17 protein-coding genes are annotated in these 16,887 nt (G+C 65.1%); 2 read left to right on the forward strand and 15 right to left on the reverse strand.

The window, feature by feature from the left end; all coding sequences use genetic code 11:
- Positions 1–21: 21 nt before the first annotated feature.
- From HL666_RS08735 to HL666_RS08780, 10 genes are all read right to left on the reverse strand, one after another.
- Positions 22–981: a Gfo/Idh/MocA family oxidoreductase gene (locus tag HL666_RS08735; protein ID WP_172111816.1), complete on the reverse strand. Its 960-nt coding sequence runs from the start codon at positions 979–981 to the stop codon at positions 22–24.
- Positions 982–1,845 (reverse strand): class III extradiol dioxygenase subunit beta, encoded by an 864-nt coding sequence (locus HL666_RS08740; RefSeq protein WP_172111815.1) that lies wholly within the window; start codon positions 1,843–1,845, stop codon positions 982–984.
- Positions 1,846–2,235 (reverse strand): protocatechuate 4,5-dioxygenase subunit alpha, encoded by a 390-nt coding sequence (gene ligA / locus HL666_RS08745; RefSeq protein ID WP_172134070.1) that lies wholly within the window; start codon positions 2,233–2,235, stop codon positions 1,846–1,848. It abuts the gene before it with no gap.
- Positions 2,236–2,248: 13 nt separating this feature from the next.
- Positions 2,249–3,163 carry an amidohydrolase family protein gene (locus HL666_RS08750; RefSeq protein WP_172180883.1) on the reverse strand — a complete coding sequence of 305 codons (915 nt, stop codon included), beginning with the start codon at positions 3,161–3,163 and terminating at the stop codon, positions 2,249–2,251.
- An 8-nt stretch (positions 3,164–3,171) separates the two neighbouring features.
- Positions 3,172–4,095 carry an NAD(P)-dependent oxidoreductase gene (locus HL666_RS08755; protein ID WP_172180885.1) on the reverse strand — a complete coding sequence of 308 codons (924 nt, stop codon included), beginning with the start codon at positions 4,093–4,095 and terminating at the stop codon, positions 3,172–3,174.
- 6 nt (positions 4,096–4,101) lie between these two features.
- The gene (gene ligK / locus HL666_RS08760; RefSeq protein WP_011925385.1) at positions 4,102–4,797 is read right to left on the reverse strand and encodes a 4-carboxy-4-hydroxy-2-oxoadipate aldolase/oxaloacetate decarboxylase; all 696 of its coding nucleotides are present in this window, start codon (positions 4,795–4,797) and stop codon (positions 4,102–4,104) included.
- Positions 4,798–4,814: 17 nt separating this feature from the next.
- Positions 4,815–5,840 (reverse strand): amidohydrolase family protein, encoded by a 1,026-nt coding sequence (locus tag HL666_RS08765; protein WP_172180887.1) that lies wholly within the window; start codon positions 5,838–5,840, stop codon positions 4,815–4,817.
- 43 nt (positions 5,841–5,883) lie between these two features.
- The gene (locus HL666_RS08770) at positions 5,884–7,260 is read right to left on the reverse strand and encodes an MFS transporter (RefSeq protein ID WP_172180889.1); all 1,377 of its coding nucleotides are present in this window, start codon (positions 7,258–7,260) and stop codon (positions 5,884–5,886) included.
- Positions 7,261–7,773: 513 nt separating this feature from the next.
- Positions 7,774–8,673 carry a LysR family transcriptional regulator gene (locus tag HL666_RS08775; protein ID WP_172111808.1) on the reverse strand — a complete coding sequence of 300 codons (900 nt, stop codon included), beginning with the start codon at positions 8,671–8,673 and terminating at the stop codon, positions 7,774–7,776.
- Between the two features lie 414 nt (positions 8,674–9,087).
- Complete coding sequence (locus HL666_RS08780; protein WP_172134131.1) at positions 9,088–9,501, reverse strand: TspO/MBR family protein; 414 nt, start codon at positions 9,499–9,501, stop codon at positions 9,088–9,090.
- A gap of 276 nt (positions 9,502–9,777) precedes the next feature.
- Here HL666_RS08780 and HL666_RS08785 point away from each other — a divergent pair, with 276 nt between their 5' ends.
- Both HL666_RS08785 and HL666_RS08790 read left to right on the forward strand, forming a co-directional pair.
- Complete coding sequence (locus HL666_RS08785; RefSeq protein WP_172134066.1) at positions 9,778–10,737, forward strand: AAA family ATPase; 960 nt, start codon at positions 9,778–9,780, stop codon at positions 10,735–10,737.
- A gap of 5 nt (positions 10,738–10,742) precedes the next feature.
- Positions 10,743–12,113 (forward strand): vWA domain-containing protein, encoded by a 1,371-nt coding sequence (locus HL666_RS08790; protein ID WP_172180891.1) that lies wholly within the window; start codon positions 10,743–10,745, stop codon positions 12,111–12,113.
- Between the two features lie 357 nt (positions 12,114–12,470).
- Here the strand turns inward: HL666_RS08790 and HL666_RS08795 are convergent, their stop codons facing one another.
- The 5 genes from HL666_RS08795 to HL666_RS08815 form a co-directional block, all read right to left on the reverse strand.
- A complete protein-coding gene (locus tag HL666_RS08795; RefSeq protein WP_172111805.1) occupies positions 12,471–12,746 on the reverse strand; it encodes a hypothetical protein in 276 nt (91 codons plus the stop codon).
- A 710-nt stretch (positions 12,747–13,456) separates the two neighbouring features.
- Positions 13,457–13,717, reverse strand: a complete 261-nt coding sequence (locus HL666_RS08800) for a hypothetical protein (RefSeq protein ID WP_172180893.1) — start codon at positions 13,715–13,717, stop codon at positions 13,457–13,459.
- Positions 13,718–13,801: 84 nt separating this feature from the next.
- Entirely contained in the window at positions 13,802–14,245 is a 444-nt protein-coding gene (locus HL666_RS08805; RefSeq protein ID WP_172111803.1) for a RidA family protein, read from the reverse strand.
- Between the two features lie 21 nt (positions 14,246–14,266).
- The gene (locus HL666_RS08810) at positions 14,267–15,952 is read right to left on the reverse strand and encodes a benzoate-CoA ligase family protein (protein ID WP_172180895.1); all 1,686 of its coding nucleotides are present in this window, start codon (positions 15,950–15,952) and stop codon (positions 14,267–14,269) included.
- A 164-nt stretch (positions 15,953–16,116) separates the two neighbouring features.
- Complete coding sequence (locus HL666_RS08815; RefSeq protein WP_008964773.1) at positions 16,117–16,611, reverse strand: MarR family winged helix-turn-helix transcriptional regulator; 495 nt, start codon at positions 16,609–16,611, stop codon at positions 16,117–16,119.
- Between the last annotated feature and the right edge of the window lie 276 nt (positions 16,612–16,887).

Raw genomic sequence — 16,887 nt, forward strand, 5'->3', positions numbered from 1 at the left:
GGAATTGCCTCAGCCCTTCACTCAGCCCTTGGCGAGCTGCTCGTCGAGGTCGTGCAGCACCTGGTAGCAGGGCAGCACCTGAGCGACGGACGCATTCGGCTCGCGGCCCTCGCGGATCGCGGCGAAGAACTCGCGGTCCTGCAGCTCGATTCCGTTCATGGAGACATCGACCTTGGAGACGTCGATCTTCTCTTCCTTGCCGTTCACCAGATCGTCGTAGCGGGCGATATAAGTGCCGGTGTCGCCGATGTAGCGGAAGAAGGTGCCGAGCGGGCCGTCATTGTTGAACGACAGCGACAAGGTGCAGATCGCGCCATTGGCGGCCTTGAGCTGGATCGACATGTCCATGGCGATGCCGAGATTCGGATGGATCGGTCCCTGGATCGCATTGGCCTTCACGATCGGCGAGCCGGCCTGATAGGCGAACAGGTCGACGGTGTGGGCGGCATGGTGCCACAAGAGATGATCCGTCCAGCTGCGCGGCTGACCCAGCGCATTCATGTTGGTGCGGCGGAAGAAGTAGGTCTGCACATCCATCTGCTGGATGTGGAACTCGCCGGCCTTGATCTTCTTGTGCACGAACTGGTGGCTGGGGTTGAAGCGGCGCGTGTGGCCGCACATCGCGACCAGCTTGGTCTCCTTCTGCAGCTCGACCACCTGCTGCGCGTCCTTCAGCGAGTCCGCCAGCGGAATCTCGACCTGGACGTGCTTGCCGGCCTTGAGGCAGTCGATCGCCTGCGCCGCATGCATCTGCGTAGGGGTGCAGAGGATGACCGCGTCGACCTCCGGCAGCTTCAGGCTGTCGGAAAGCTCGGTCGAGACGTGCTTGATGCCGTATTTGTCGGCGACTTCCTTGGTCTGGTCGAAGCGGCGGCCGACCAGCGACACCACCTCGACATCGGCGATGTTCTTGATGCCGTCGAGGTGCTTGATGCCGAAGGCGCCGGCGCCGGCGAGCGCGACCTTGATCGTCTTGGCCATTTAGTTGTTCTCCAGGATCAGATGGCCGACCGCCGTGTTGCTGGCCGGCACATGGTAGAAGCGGTGGCGCACGGTCGGCGCGCTGCCCTTCTTGGTCTCGTTGACGTCGCTCATGGCGCCGCGCGCGATCAGCCACATCACGAGCTCGATGCCCTCGCTGCCGGCTTCGCGGACGTAGTCGATATGCGGCACCTTGGACAGGCCTTCCGGATCGTTGATCAGCTTGTCCAGGAAGGCATTGTCCCATTCGCGGTTGATCAGGCCCGCGCGCGGACCCTGAAGCTGATGACTCATGCCGCCGGTGCCCCAGATCTGCACGTTGAGCGGCTCGTCATAGCTCTCGATCGCCTTGCGGATCGCCTTGCCCAGCATGAAGCAGCGGCGGCCGGACGGCACCGGATACTGCACGACGTTGACGGCGAACGGGATCACCGGGCACGGCCATGCATCGACCTGGCCGAAGATCAGGCTGAGCGGCACGGTGAGGCCGTGATCGACGTCCATCTTGTTGACGATGGTGAGGTCGAAATCATCCTGGATCACCGACTGCGCGATATGCGCGGCGAGCTTCGGATGCCCGATCACCTTGGGCACCGGGCGCGGACCCCAGCCCTCGTCGGCCGGCTGATATTCGGCCGCGGTGCCGATCGCGAAGGTGGGAATCATGTCGAGGCTGAAGGCGGTCGCGTGGTCGTTGAAGACCAGGAACACGACGTCCGGCTTCTGCTCCTTCTCCCACTGCTTGGCGAAGTCGTAGCCGGCGAACACCGGCTTCCAATAGTCCTCGCCGGTCTTGCCGAGGTCGAGGGCGGCACCGATCGCAGGGACGTGCGAGGTGAAGACGCTTGCGGAGATTTTTGCCATTTACTTCTTCTCCCCGGTGTAGCGGTTGCCCTCGACCGAGCGGCCACCCTTGATCATCATCTCTCGGTATTGGTCTTCGGTCATGCCGGTCATGCTGCCGGCCATCTGCTGAAAGCTCTTGCCGTCGGTCGCGCCGATCTTGGCAAGAAAGTAGATGTTGCCGCCGAGCGAGATGCAGCGGTTGAGGTCGCGGTCGAGCACGGCCTGCTTCTGCTCCTCGGTCATCGGCCATTCATCGAGATAAGCGCGCTCATTGGCCTTGAAGCGGGCGCGGTTCTCCGCCTTCATCAGCGACATGCAGAACTGGTTGAGGTGATAGCCCATCCGCGACATGTCCGCGTCGAAGATGGTCGTGCCGGGAACGTCGGTATAGGGTTTGTCGAGCGACATCGCTTGCCTCCTCTTAGGATTCTTCGGGCCAGTACAGCCGCATCGGATTGTCGACCAGGAGCTTGCGCTGCAGTTCCTCGGTGACGGCGATATGGGGAATGAAATCGACCAGCAGCCCGTCGTCCGGCATGTGGTCCTTCAGGTTCGGATGCGGCCAGTCGGTGCCCCACAGCACGCGATCCGGGAAGGTCTCGACGATGCGCTTCGCGAACGGCACCACGTCGCGATAGGCGTTCTGCTCGCCGTTCAAGGCCCGCGGGCCGGCGACCGACAGCCGCTCCGGGCAGCTCACCTTGGACCAGACGTTGTCGTGCTCGCGCATGAACTTCACGAACAGCTCGAACTCCGGACCATCGACCGGCTTGGTGACGTCGGGACGGCCCATGTGGTCGACGACGACGGTGGTCGGCAGGGACGTGAAGAAGTCCCACAACTCAGGCAGATCAACGGCTTCGAAATAGATCACGACGTGCCAGCCGAGCTTGTTGATACGGTTGGCAATCTCGATCAACTCGTCCTTGGGCGTGAAGTCGACCAGGCGCTTGACGAAGTTGAAGCGGACGCCGCGCACGCCGGCGTCATGCATGGCCTGCAGCTCGGCATCGCTGACGCTGCGCTTGACGGTGGCGACGCCGCGGGCCTTGCCGTTGGAATGCACGAGCGCATCGACCATGGCCCGGTTGTCGGCGCCGTGACAGGTCGCCTGCACCACGACGTTGCGGGCGAAGCCGAGATGGTCGCGCAGTGCGTAAAGCTGATGCTTGGACGCGTCGCAGGGGGTGTATTTGCGTTCGGGCGCATAGGGAAATTGGGCGCCGGGGCCGAACACGTGGCAATGCGCATCGACGCTGCCGGCCGGCACCTTGAAGCGCGGCTTCGACGGGCCGTCGTACCAGTCGAGCCATCCCGGGGTCTTCTGGAACTCCATGAGGTTCCCTACTCCTTGGACTTGATCTTGTTGATGATACGATCGGCCTCGGTGCGCCAGTCCGGGCTGCGCGCGAATTCCTTCGTGCCGCGCTCGCCGAACAGGCCGTCATCGGCGAGATCGGCGACCCAGGCCTGGCGTTCCGCGGTGCCTTCCGCCGACCACGGCGTCAGCCCGATGTCGCGCACGGTCTCGGCGACCTCCCTCACCTCCTCGGCGCGGCGGCGGCCATGCTCGATCACCCGCTGGAAGAAATAGGCGCCCTGCTTCTCCCAGTCGATGCCGGGGAAGGTCTCCTTCAGCGAGGCCAGCACCGCATCCTCCACGCCATAGGCGCGCGCGGTGGTGAAGCTCTCGATCACCATCGCCTCGAGACCCTTGATCATGATGCTACGGCACATCTTGGTCGCCGAGGCCACGCCGAGCTTGTCGCTGGCGGGCTTGGCGGCAAAGCCGAGATCGTTGAGCAGCGGCGCCAGCTCGCGCGCACCCGCGCCTCCAAGCAGCAGCGGCACCTTGATGCGATAGGGCGGCACCGAGGTCATGACCGCGCCCTCGACATAGCGCCCGCCGGCGCCGTCGATCAGCGCGGCGGCGCGCTGCTTGGCGCCGGGCGAGGCCGAGTTGAAGTCGAGGAACCAGGCGCCCGGCTTGATCGCCGCTGCGCAGGCTTCCGCCACCGCCACGTCCTGGCTCGCGGTGACCGCGGAGACGATAAAGTCAGCTTGGGCCGCCAGCTCGGCATGCGAGGCGGCGAGCGTCACGCCGATGCTGTCGGCGTGGCTGCGCATCGCGTCTCCGCGAGAGTCGGCCAGCTTGACGTCATAGGCCGAGACACGCACGCCGTCCTTGCGCAGATCCTCGGCGAGGATCTTGCCGACCTCGCCGTAGCCGATCAGGCCAACGTGCCACTGGTTCGACGCTGCCGTCATTGCGCCTCAGTCGATATACTTGAGCCCGGCCTTCGCCAGCGGCTCGCGCATCTTGTACATGTCGAGGCCGAGCACGCCCGACGCCAGCTTCTCGCGCTTGTCGGCCTCGTTGGCCTCGCGCGCCGCAGCGGCATCCGCCGCCTGATGCGCAACGGCCGCAGGCACCACGACGATGCCGTCGACATCGGCCACGATGACGTCGCCTGGATTGACGGCCGCGCCGGCACACACGATCGGGATGTTGACCGAGCCGAGCGTCGCCTTGACCGTGCCGCGCGCGCTGATCGCCCGCGAGAACACCGGGAACTGCATCTCGGTGAGATCGGCGACGTCACGGACGCCACCGTCGATCACGAGTCCCTGCGCACCGCGGGCGCGGAAGCTGGTCGCCAGGAGATCGCCAAAGAAGCCGTCGGTGTTCTCGACCGTACAGGCGGCGACGACGACGTCGCCGGGCTGAATCTGCTCGGCCGCAACATGCAGCATCCAGTTGTCGCCGGGCTGCAGCAGCACGGTCACCGCCGTGCCGCACATCTTCGCGGTCGGATAGATCGGCCGCATATAGCACTGCATCAGGCCGACGCGGCCCATCGCCTCGTGGATGGTGGCGACGCCGAACTTCGACAGCTTCTCCACCGCCGCCTTGTCGGCGCGGGTGATCTTCGTCTTGACGATGCCGAGATTGTTCATGGGGGTGCTCATATCGCCTGCCCTTTAGATTACTTGCCCTTGGCCTTCAACGCGGCGTCGAGCCGCGGGAACACGCGCCGCGCATTGCCTTCATAGATCTGGTGGCGCTGCTCGGGCGTCAGCTTGGCGGCCTCGATGTAGCGCTTGGTGTCGTCATAGTAGAAGCCGGTCTCCGGATCGATGCCGCGGACGGCACCGATCATTTCCGACGCGAACAGGATGTTGTCGATCGGGATCACGCCGGTCAAAAGGTCGATACCCGGCTGGTGATACACGCAGGTATCGAAAAAGATGTTGTTGAGCAGGTGATCCTTCAACAGCGGCTTCTTCAACTCCTGGGCAAGGCCGCGGAACCGGCCCCAGTGATACGGCACCGCGCCGCCGCCATGCGGGATCAGGAACTTCAAGGTCGGGAAGTCCTTGAACAGGTCGGACGTCAGGCACTGCATAAACGCCGTGGTGTCGGCGTTGAGGTAATGCGCGCCCGTGGTGTGGAAGCAGGCGTTGCAGCTGGTCGAGACGTGGATCATCGCGGGGATTTCGAGCTCGACCATCTTCTCGTAGATCGGATACCAGTGCCGGTCCGACAGCGGCGGCGAGGTCCAGTGACCACCGGAGGGATCCGGGTTCAGATTGATGCCGACGAAGCCGTATTCCTTGATGCACTTCTCGAGCTCGGGAATGCAGGTCGCAGGATCCACGCCCGGCGACTGCGGCAGCATCGCGACGCCGATGAAATGGTCGGGGAACAGCTGGCTGACGCGGTAGCACAGCTCGTTGCAGATCCCGGCCCAGGTCGAGGACACCTGGAAGTCGCCGATGTGGTGGGCCATGAAGCTCGCGCGCGGCGAGAACACGGTGAGGTCGCTGCCGCGCTCCTTCATCTTCTTGAGCTGGTTGCTCTGGATGCTCTCGCGCAGCTCGTCGTCGCTGATCTTGAGCTCCGAGGCCTTCGGCATCACCGAGGGATCCTTGATGCCCGCGATCTGCCGGTTGCGCCACTCTTCCAGCGCCTTCGGAGCCGTCGTGTAATGGCCGTGCACGTCGATGATCACGTCAGTCTCTCCCTCGAGCTTCTTCTCTATCTGCCTTCGCCGCTCAATGCGCGACCACGGGGCTGCCGACATCCTTGCCGCTGGCGCGGCCGCCCGGTCCCACGGCCTGCTTTACCACAAGGGCGAGCGCCGCAATCAAGCCGGGAACTGCGATCACGGTGAAAATCTCGCTGAAGGTCAGGTGCCGCGCGGTCAGCTCGGCCACCAGGAAGGAGCCGGCAATACCGCCGAAGCGGCCGATGCCCATCATCCAGGCAACCCCGGTGGCGCGGCCCTGGGTCGGATAGAACGCGGCGGCCAGCGCCGGCAGCGACGACTGCGCCGTGTTCATGACGACGCCGGCTGCGAACACGATCACCACCAGGAAGCCCAGATTGCCGGCCGCCTGCCCGATCAGGAAGATCGTCACCGCGGTCAGCGCATAGCCGATCGCGACGATGCGGTTGGCGTTGAAGCGGTCCATCAGGACGCCGAAGAACACCGCGCCGACGCCGCCGAGCGGGAACAGCGCCGAGATCAAGGTCGCGGTCTGCGGATTCAGCCCGACATCCTTGAACAGGATCGGCATCCAGTTGATGAGCGAATAGAAGATCACCAGCCCCATGAAATAGGTGACCCACAGCATCAGCGAGCCGACGCGCAGCACCGGCGACAGCACCATGCCGATGCCGGTCGCGTTGACGCGGCGGGTCGTCTCGGCATGCTCCGGCTCCAGCATCACGAACTGGCCGACATCGGCGGCCTTGGCCGAGATCTTGCGCATCACCTTGCGCACACGCTCGACCGAAGCGCCGCGCGACAGCAGGTAATGCACGGACTCCGGCAGGATCGCGATCAGCAACACCGTCAGCACCAGCGGCGTGACGCCGCCGAGCTCCAGCACGCTGCGCCAGCCCCATTGCGGAATCATCCAGGCTGCGAGAAAGCCGCCGCAGGCCGCGCCCAGCGGAAAGCCGCAGAACATCAGATTGGTCATGGTCGCGCGCAGCCGGCCGGGGCAGTACTCGCTGAGCAGCGTGACGGCGTTGGGCATGGCGGCGCCGAGGCCGATGCCGGTGACACAACGCAGCACGGTGAGCTCGGTCAGATTGGTCGCAAACGCCGAGGCGAGACAGGCAACGCCGAAGATCAGGACCGAGCCGACCAGCACCAGCTTGCGGCCGAGACGGTCGGCCACGGGACCGGCGAACAGTGCGCCAGCGGCCAGACCGAACAGCGCGGCGCTCAGCACCGGCCCGAGCGCCGATTTCTCGATGCCCCATTCCTTGAGCAGCGACGGCGCGATGAAGCCGATCGCGGCGGTGTCGAAGCCGTCGAGCAGCACGATCACGAAGCCGAGCGCGAAGATCAGCCACTGGAAACCGGAGAACTTGTGGTCGTCGAGAAAGGCCTGGACGTCGACACGGGCGGTCGCTGGCATCGCTTCTGCTTCCCTTGGGTGCTGTTCTGGCGCGTTGGCCGAGGTCCGCAGGGGCACGTTCCCCCAGCGATCGAGTCCTGCAGCTTCGGCAGCTTGACAGGGTATGTGACCGAGCGCGACCGCCCGCGCCAGCGCCGGGCGGTATCTATCAGCTATTCCGAAATGGCATAAGATATCAGATGAGCCATGCTGATTTTAGAATGGGTCTGAATAGCTTCCGGCTTGGCTGTGGATGACGTCGATGCCCCCGGATTCCCCCTCCGCCTGCGGGGCACTGCTCTCGCGTTCGACAATCGCAGTTTTGCGCTCGCCTGTCTCTACGCCGTCATGGCCGGGCTTGTCCCGGCCATCCACGTCGTACGGCATGCTGGGAGCGACGTGGATGCCCGGGACGAGCCCGGGCATGACGGAGTATAAAGTTGGCAGGATCGTTCGCCGGTACGGCTGCGTGTCTGAAATGCCATAGCCCTGCCCTGCAGGGAAGAGTAGCACCGTTGCGTAGCGCAGCGCCGTCTACCGCGGTAGCTTCTTGATCAGTGCTGTCGCCAGCTTCATCGTCTGCTGCGCCAGCGGCGTCGGCCGCTTGTGCGCCGAGGTGACGAAGCACAGCACGCTGGTCGGCGCGGGCTCGGTCAGCGGACGGATGGCAAGCTCCCCCGCCCGCCCCGAAGCGGCGACGCCACTCGGCGTCAGCACGGCATGGCCATAGCCCGCACAGACGAGATCGATGATCGAGGGCACGCTCGACACCTCCCAGGCGATGTCGAGCTTGATGCCGGCGAGCGCGGCCTGCGTCTCCAAGAGCCGCCGCATCGCATGCACTCGCTCCGGCATGATCAGGCTGTAGCGCGACAGCTCGGCCATCGGCAGCGGCGCGGTGATGCGGCGCTTGCCCTTCGGCGCGTGGCTGACCAGCGCCAGCGGCTCCTGCAGCACCGGCGTGATCTCGATGCCGGCCTGGGCCTCCGGATTATAGACCATTCCGACGTCGATGCGGCCAGTGGTGATCCACTCGACGACATGCGTCGACAGGCCCTCGACCACGGCGAGCCGCGCCGCCGGATATTCCTTCCGGAAGCGGTCGATCAGCGGCAAGGTCAATTGCCGCGCAATGCTCGGCGGCAGGCCGATGGTGACGCGGCCGACCGGCGCGTCGCGGCTGGCGCCGAGATCCGCGCGCGCATGCGCCACCAGCTGCAACACGCCAACGCTGTGGTCGAGCAGCCGCTTGCCGGCTTCAGTCAACGCAACGCCGCGGCCGTTGCGCGCGAACAGCTGCTGCTTCAATTCGGACTCCAGCGCCCGCACCTGCCGCGACAGCGCCGGCTGCGCCACGTCGAGTACCGACGCCGCCTTGCTGAATGAGCCGAGCTCGGCGACCTGGACGAAATATTCGAGCTGCTTGAGGTTCATGGGCAGACCCGCGCCTCCGAGCCGCGCGACGCAACGTCCGATCGACACACTGGACGCAACCTCTGAGGCCCAGCGGCAGCGCTATGGCGTTCGACGGTCGGGGTTTTGCGCCTGCCTGCCTCCGCGCCGTCATGGCCGGGCTTGTCCCGGCCATCCACGTCGTTCGGCAAGCTGGGAACCACGTGGATGCCCGGGACAAGCCCGGGCATGACGGAGTAACTAACGGGCACGATCGTTCGTCGCGACAGCCCCGCATTGCTTGCTAAAAAAGAAGTAATCCGGGTGAGGGAGTAGAGGTCTCGACGCAGACACTTCCCGTGCGGTCGCCCCTCACCCCACCCCTCTCCCCGTAAGGACGGGGAGAGGGAGCGCACGGGCGTCTGCGTCTGACAGCGAGCTTCCATCAGCCTCATCTCAATTCAGCACGTTCACCGAAAAATTCAGCACCGACGCGAACGCGACCCAGCACGCGTAGGGCACGAACAGCAGCGCCGCGATGCGGTCCGCGCGCCACTGCATCACGATGAACGTCACGATCAGTACGAACATGCTGACGATGATCGCGAACGCGACCCACATCAGATGCGCGGTGAAGAACACCGGCGACCAGGCGAAGTTCAGCACCAGCTGGCCCCACCACACCTGCATCACGGCGCCGCTCTCGACCCGCTCATAGGTGCGCCAGCCGGCCACCGCGACCAGGATGTAGATCACCGTCCAGGCGATCGGAAACAGCCAGCCGGGCGGCGTGAACCAGGGCTTGTTGAGCGAGCCGTACCAGGCCCCGGGCATGTTGGAGGCGCCGATGATCCAGCCGCCTCCGACCACGAGGACCAGGAGGACCAGGAGATGCAGGATGGATCGGTTCATATTCCGCTCGGCGTGATTTTCGGGAGAAGGTTCTCGGCTGGTCCGCTGGCGACCGGCAGCCATGCGGCCGAGACACCCACGCGCGCACTGGACAGGGCCGCCCTCTGCGCGTAGCCAGGACATAACACAATGCGAGGAAAAGTCAGGGTTTTCCCCTGGCGCCAACGTCCAGGGACCGGGAACGCCGATCAATTCAGCGCCGGGGTCCTGATACCAGGAAACGGAGCTTTCTCAGTGGCTGATTCCCCGGCCCCCTCCTCAGCCATCGCCTCGATCACGGCCGTCGAAGCCGGCCTCGCCGCGCAGGGCTATATCGCCAGCCGCCAGATCGCGACCGCGGTCTATCTGTCGCAGGCCATCGACAAGCCGATCCTGGTCGAGGGTCCCGCCGGCGTCGGCAAGACCGAGCTTGCCAAGGCGATCGCCGCCTGGCGCGGCCTGAAGATGATCCGGCTGCAGTGCTATGAGGGGCTCGACGAGGCAAAGGCGCTGTACGAGTGGAAATACGCCAAGCAGCTGCTCTACACCCAGATCCTCAAGGACAAGCTCGGCGAGGTGCTCGGCGGCGCCCAGACATTGCACGCGGCGCTCGGCCAGCTGCATGATTTCGGCGACGTGTTCTTCTCCAAGGAATTCGTCGAGCCGCGGCCGCTGCTGCAGGCCCTGCTCGAGCCCGATGGCTGCGTGCTCTTGATCGACGAGATCGACAAGTCGGACGCCGAGTTCGAATCGCTGCTGCTCGAAATCCTCTCCGACTTCCAGGTCACGATCCCCGAGCTCGGCAGCATCGCCGCCGCCAAGCCGCCGACGGTGATCCTGACCTCCAACTCCGAGCGCAATCTGGGCGACGCGCTGAAGCGGCGCTGCCTGCATCTGCATATCGGCTTCCCCGAGCAGAAACTGGAGGAGCGGATCGTCGAGAGCCGCGTGCCCGGCATCTCGCAGACGCTACGCCGCCAGCTCGTGGCCTTCATCCACGACATCCGCACCCTCGACCTGAAGAAGCAGCCGTCCGTCAGCGAGACCATCGATTGGGCCCGCGTGCTGGTGCTGCTGCAGTCCGCCGAGCTCGGCCACGAGGTCGTCAAGGACACCCTCAACGTGCTCTTGAAATACGAGTCGGACATCGAGGTGGCACTGCCGCAGGTGACGACCTTCGTCGCCAAGGCGCAGCGCCAGAACATCTTCGGGTAGGCGTCATGCAGGAGAACCTGCATCGGTTCTTCCGGGCGGCGCGCGGCGCCGGCGTCCACGTCTCGCCGGCCGAGAGCATCGACGCGATGCGCGCGGTGGCGAGCGTCGGGGTCGCCGATCGCACCGTGCTGCGTGACAGCCTGCTGCTGACGCTCGCCAAGAGCGAGGACGAGAAGAAGGCGCTCGGCGCCTGCTTCGATCTGTTCTTCGCCCATGTCGATCCGGCGCAGGCCGAAGCCAGTGACGAGGCGCAGGACGCGGCGTCGAACGAGGCCCAGGCTGCTCCGCCATCGGGACAGCCAAGCGATGCCGACACGAGCGCCGAACTCGGCCCCCTCGCCCAGATGCTGCTGGCGCAGAACACCGCCGACGTCTCGGCCGCCATCGCCAACGCCTCCAGCGCCGTCGGCCTGTCGGAGATCCGCTACTTCACCCAGCGCGGCCTGTACTCCAGCCGCATGCTGGAGACGATGGGCATCCAGCGGCTGCGAGATGATCTGGACAGGCTGACGGAGACCAACCCGGGGCTGGCCGAACGACTGCAGGCCGGCCTCGACGGCTTGCGCGACACCGTGCGCGATGCGGTCGCCCAGGCGCTGGCGCTGTACGGCCGGGAGGAAACCGAGAACCTGCGCCATGAGATCCTGCGCAACGCGCAGCTGTCGCGGATCGAGCCACGCCAGGTCGAGGCGATGCGAGCGCTGATCCGGCAGATCGCCCGCCGCCTGCGCGAGCGCTACAGCAAGCCCCGCAAGCGCCAGCGCCGCGGCCATCTCGACGTCCGCCGCACGCTCCGCCGCAACGCCGCCTGGGGCAGCGTCCCCTTCCTCACCGCCTGGAAGCGGAAGCATCGCGACCGCCCGAAAATCGTGGCGCTGTGCGACGTCTCCGGCTCGGTCGCCCGCGTCTCGGATTTCTTCCTGCTGCTGATCCACAGCCTGCACGACGTCGTCAGCGACGTCCGCTCGTTCGCCTTCTCCGGTCATCTGATCGAGGTCAGCGAGATCCTGGAGCAGAAGCCCGCCGAGGAGGCGATGGCCGAGATCATGCACAAGGTCGGCTTCGGCTCGTCCGATTACGGCTCGTCGCTGGTGGATTTCGAGAAGCAGTTCATGGCCTCGGTGACGCCGCAGACCACCGTGATCGTGCTCGGCGACGCCCGCAGCAACAAGCTAGACCCGCGCGCGGATATCCTGAAAGCCATCTCCGAACGCGCCAAGCGCGTGGTCTGGCTCAATCCGGAAGGACGCGTCACCTGGGGCTGGGGCGACTCCGAAATGCCGCGCTACCAGACCTTCTGCAACGTGGTGCGGCCCTGCGCGACCGCCCAGCAGCTCGAGCGCGCGGTCAGCGACATCGTGTCGGCGTATCAGTAGCACCCCGCTCCCGCTCTTCACTACGAGCGCGGCGAATAAATGAACATTCTTCTTGCTACAAACTAAGCACTATTTACTTCTTGCGACCGGCGCGATGCAAATGACTGCGCCCTCTCCCCTTATGGGAGAGGGCATGTAGGACAGCGCTGCAAGTTCGCTCTGGTGAGGGGTATCTCTCCACGAGCGTGAGTCGCGGAGAGATACCCCTCACCCAAGCGAGCGTTTGGATGGGCCGGCGATGCCCTCTCCCACAAGGGGAGAGGGCATAGTCATTTACACCGCGTTCATGGTCGATCGTGCAAGCACTGCGGCGACCAGCCCAATGATTGCGCCACCACGGCACGACCGATCGTGAGGCTACCGTCCCCCCGCCGCGCGCTTCAACAATGCCGCGCGCTGCTGGTCCGAAAAACTCACGCCCGATTTTTTCTCCACCACCTTCACCGCCCACGACCGCATCGGATCGTCGTCCACCCGCGCCGGCTCGCGCAGGATGGCGACGCCGATCTCGAGCATTTTGGCATCCGCCTGATGCTCGATGCCGCCGCCTGCGGTGCTCGCCAACGCCAACGCGCCGGCTGCGGCGCCGATAGCGGCCGCCAAGGCCGTCGTCACGAAGAGTTTCCAGTCCAAGTCCGCCCCCTGCTCTTACTGCCATTGCGCGGCCACGTTCGAACAGCTTGTTGTCTGCGGCATGGCGATCCTACGTCCGCCGTTCGGCGGCACGCTCATCCGTCGACCACATTCGTTCGATGCACGAATGCCGTGACCCATCCGTGTGTGATGTCATATGTGACTGCCCGTCGCGTTAGGATGTCGCAGACATCAGGCCTTGTGCCGTCGGGCAAATCAGCACGATGCTTACGCCCAACCTGCCTCGGCGAAGAGGGGCGTACGCGTCGTCACGATACGTGGGGCAGGCCGCGGTGGACGCTGTTGCATCATGCGCTTGTTGCGCAGACGAGTGATGTAGCGCGTACGGTGAAGTCGTGATGTCCTGATACCCCGACGCTGGTATCAAGGTCGAGAGAGACGAATGCTCCGACCGATGGTGGCCAAAACGCCCGGCGCACCAGGGAGACCACGTATAAGCCGTCAAACATCGCGCAGGGAAGGCCGGCATGTTCGGCCCACCTGTGGTTCCTACCCCGTGCATTTTCTGTCGCACGGGGGCCGCGGGTGTGGTGGACACCCGGCCTTCCCTGCGCCCTCGATTCTACCGAGGGTGATCGACCAGCAAAGCTCGGACGCGTCAGCGCCGCGAGAACGCGTAAGTTCACGCCCGATCGACGTGAAGAACGCCTGAGGAGAAGCGGATGCACGCGCCCGCGCGCAATCGCGATCTAGCCCCGCGTAGCCCGATCCGGTCGGCCATTCACCGGCGACGCATCCGCATCCATGAACCGGCGCTGATGGGCTGCGATGGCGAGATTGGCCATCCTGAGCCGGTTGGTCTGGCCGCAATCGACCATCCGCGAGATCTCGGTCGCCAGGAACTGATAGGTCTCGAACTCGTCGCGGACGGCGCCGGTGCGCCAGAGAAAGTCGAGCGCGATGTCGTAGGCCTCGGCGGCCGCAGGCTGTCGGAAGTCACTGAAGATCAAGCGTCCCATCGAGGAGAAGGCGCGGAGGCGAGTCCGGTTCCTATAACGGGACATGATTTCGCGACCACCGTGGCAGCATGGCCCTCAGCGCGGCACCACCGCGGTGGCCTCGATCTCCACCCGTGCCGTCTTCTCCACCAGCCTGACGACCTGCACCAGCGCCATGGCCGGATAGTGGCTGCCGAAGATCTCGCGATAGATCTTCCCAAGCTCCCTCAGATTGCCGAGATACTCATCCATATCGACGACATACCAAGTCAGCCGCACCAGGTGCTCTGGACGCGCATTCCCTTCGGCCAGGATCGTGGCAATGTTCTGGAGCGCCTGCCGGACCTGCGCGACGAAGCCGTCGGCGAGCTTCTCCTGCTCGTCCCAGCCGATGACACCGCCGGTGACGACGATTCGCCCTTCCGCACTGATGCCGTTGGCATAGCCCTTCGGCATCGGCCAGCCGCTCGGCTGCAGCATGCGCAGGTTCGCATCATCCTGCTTCACCACGGCGAGCGTGGGCGCTTTGGTCGTGCTCACGAACGTCTCTCCTTGTCTCTGCTACGCGGCCGTGCCCGAAGCGGCGGCCGCGGCCTGCGCGATCTGCCGCAGGGCGAACCGCTTCAGCTTGCCGGTCTCGGTCTTGGGCAGCTGCGTAACGAACTCGATCGCGCGCGGGTATTTGTACGGCGCGATCTCGCGTTTGACATGCTCCTGCAGCTCAGACACGAGCGCCGGCGTGCCCTCCGCTCCGGGCGCCAGCACGACATAGGCCTTCACGACCATGCCGCGAGCTTCGTCGGGGGCGCCCACCACGCCGCACTCGGCGACGGCCGGATGGGTCAGCAGCGACGCCTCGACATCGGTGCCGGCAATGTTGTAGCCCGACGACACGATCATGTCGTCGGAGCGGGACTGGTACCAGAAGTAGCCGTCCTCATCCATCACATAGGTATCGCCGGTGACGTTCCAGCCGTTCTGGACATATTTGCGCTGGCGCTCGTCGGCGAGATAGCGGCAGCCGGTCGGACCGCGCACCGCGAGCCGCCCCATCGTGCCCGGCGGCACGTCGCGGCCCTCGTCGTCGACGATCTTGGCCTCGTAGCCCGGCACCGGCTTGCCGGTGGCACCGGGACGGATCTCGTCCTCGACGGCGCTGATGAAGATATGCAGCATTTCGGTGGAGCCGATGCCGTCCATGAGCTTCAGCCCGGTCGCCTTCAGCCAGGCATCGAAGGTCGGTTTCGGCAGGGTCTCGCCGGCGGAGACGCATTTGCGCAGCGAGGAGATGTCGCGGCCTTCGAGCTTGCCCAGCATCGCGCGATAGGCGGTCGGGGCGGTGAAGCAGATCGTGGCCTTGTACCGCTCGATCGCGGCCAGCAGATCGTCCGGGGTCGTCTTCTCGAGCACGACATAGGACGCGCCGATATGCATCGGGAACAGCACGCCGCCGAATCCGAAGGTGAAGGCGAGCGGCGCGGTGCCGATGAAGCGGTCGCTCTGGCTGGCGCGCAGCACGTTCCGGGCGTAGCCGTCGCACACCGCGAGCATGTCGCGGTGGAAGTGCATCGTGCCCTTGGGATCGCCGGTCGTGCCCGACGTGAAGGCGATCAGGCAGAGATCGTCGGAAGCCGTGTCGACCGCGGTGAACTCAGGACTGGCATCGGCGATCAGCGCCTCCAGCGAGTCGGGCTGTCCATTGCCCCAATACACGATCTGCTTCAGCGCCGACGCAACCGCGCGGGTCTTTTCCATCTCGTCGGCCAGCTTGCCGTCGCACAGCGCCAGCGCGATCTGCGCCTTCTGGATCGGATACGACAATTCCTTGGCGCGCAGCAGCGGCATGGTCGCGACCACGATGCCGCCGGCCTTGATCGCGGCAAGATAGGTCGCGACCATCATCGGGTTGTTGGCCGAGCGCAGCAGCACGCGGCCGCCGGGCACGAGGCCGAGCTTGCCGACCAGCACGTTGGCGATCTTGTTCACCAACACCTGCAGCTCACGATACGTGTAGCTGACCTCGGTGCTGATGATGCAGGGCGTATCGCCCCGCCCCTCCTCGATCCAGCGGTCGAGAAAGTGCGTGACGCAGTTCAGCCGCGGCGGATACCGGAGTTCGGGCCTGCTGAACACGAAGTCGGGCCACAGCTCACGCGGCGGCAGATTGTCCTGGGCAAAGGTGTCGACGTGGGCGCTATGCGCCTGCGCGCCGGCGCTTTCGGGCTGAACCTTGGCGGCAGTGGCCATCACACGCTCCTGTCTAAGGGGAAGAACGCCCGGCACGTTTCAGTCCTAAACATTTTAGACTTAAAACATCTCGACGCAAGAGCGGACAAGAGCCGAACATTGTGCAGTGCCCGCAAATTGTTTGAGCGGTTGCCGCACACGGCGGCGGCACTGTCCCTCCGGCCTCAATCCTGCCGGCGCTGCACGGCCTTCTGCGCCGATCCCTTGGTCTTGGCGAGCAGGCGCATCAGCTCACGGACGTCCTTCTCCGTGAGGTCGCCGAAGATGTCGGCGATCCAGGTCTCGTGCTCGGCGGCCATCTTGCGGAATTCGGCACGCCCGAGCTTGGTCAACCGGATGACCTGGACGCGACGGTCGGTATCCGAGGTGCGGCGATCCAGATGGCCGGATTCGACCAGGCGTTCGACCAATCCGGTGACATTGCCGTTCGAGACCATCATGCGCTTGGAGACGTCAGACAAGGTCATTCCGTCCGGCGCCTTGTCCAGCTGCGCCATGAGGTCGAACCTCGGCAGCGTCACATCAAAGCGCTCGCGCAGCCGGCTGCGGATCTCGCCCTCGATCAGCGTCGTGCAGGTCAGAAGCCGCAACCACAGCCGCAACTCATCGGCATGGTCCTCGGGCAACTCGACGGCCTTGGTCTCGGAATCAAGAGTCATGATGGAATCACATGCGCACGTTCAGCCCCCGGCGGGCGGGCCAGTGAGTTTGACCTTCCGGACGTTCCGGGAGCAAGGAAAAACGTACCGCAGCTGCGGCGAAGCGCGCATCCCCAATTCCTTTAACCTTCAAGCAATTGGCGCGGCGCTTGCATGCATGCCGAAACTGCCCTTTCCGCGAGCAGCTCGCTTGCGGCTAAGGGCATCATCAGACTAGGCTTGCGACCAAGCTGCGGTCTGACCCATCGTTAGGTCAGGTGCAAAAACAGAAGCCTG

Source organism: Bradyrhizobium aeschynomenes (genome assembly GCF_013178945.1).
GTDB classification, from domain to species: Bacteria; Pseudomonadota; Alphaproteobacteria; order Rhizobiales; family Xanthobacteraceae; genus Bradyrhizobium; species Bradyrhizobium aeschynomenes.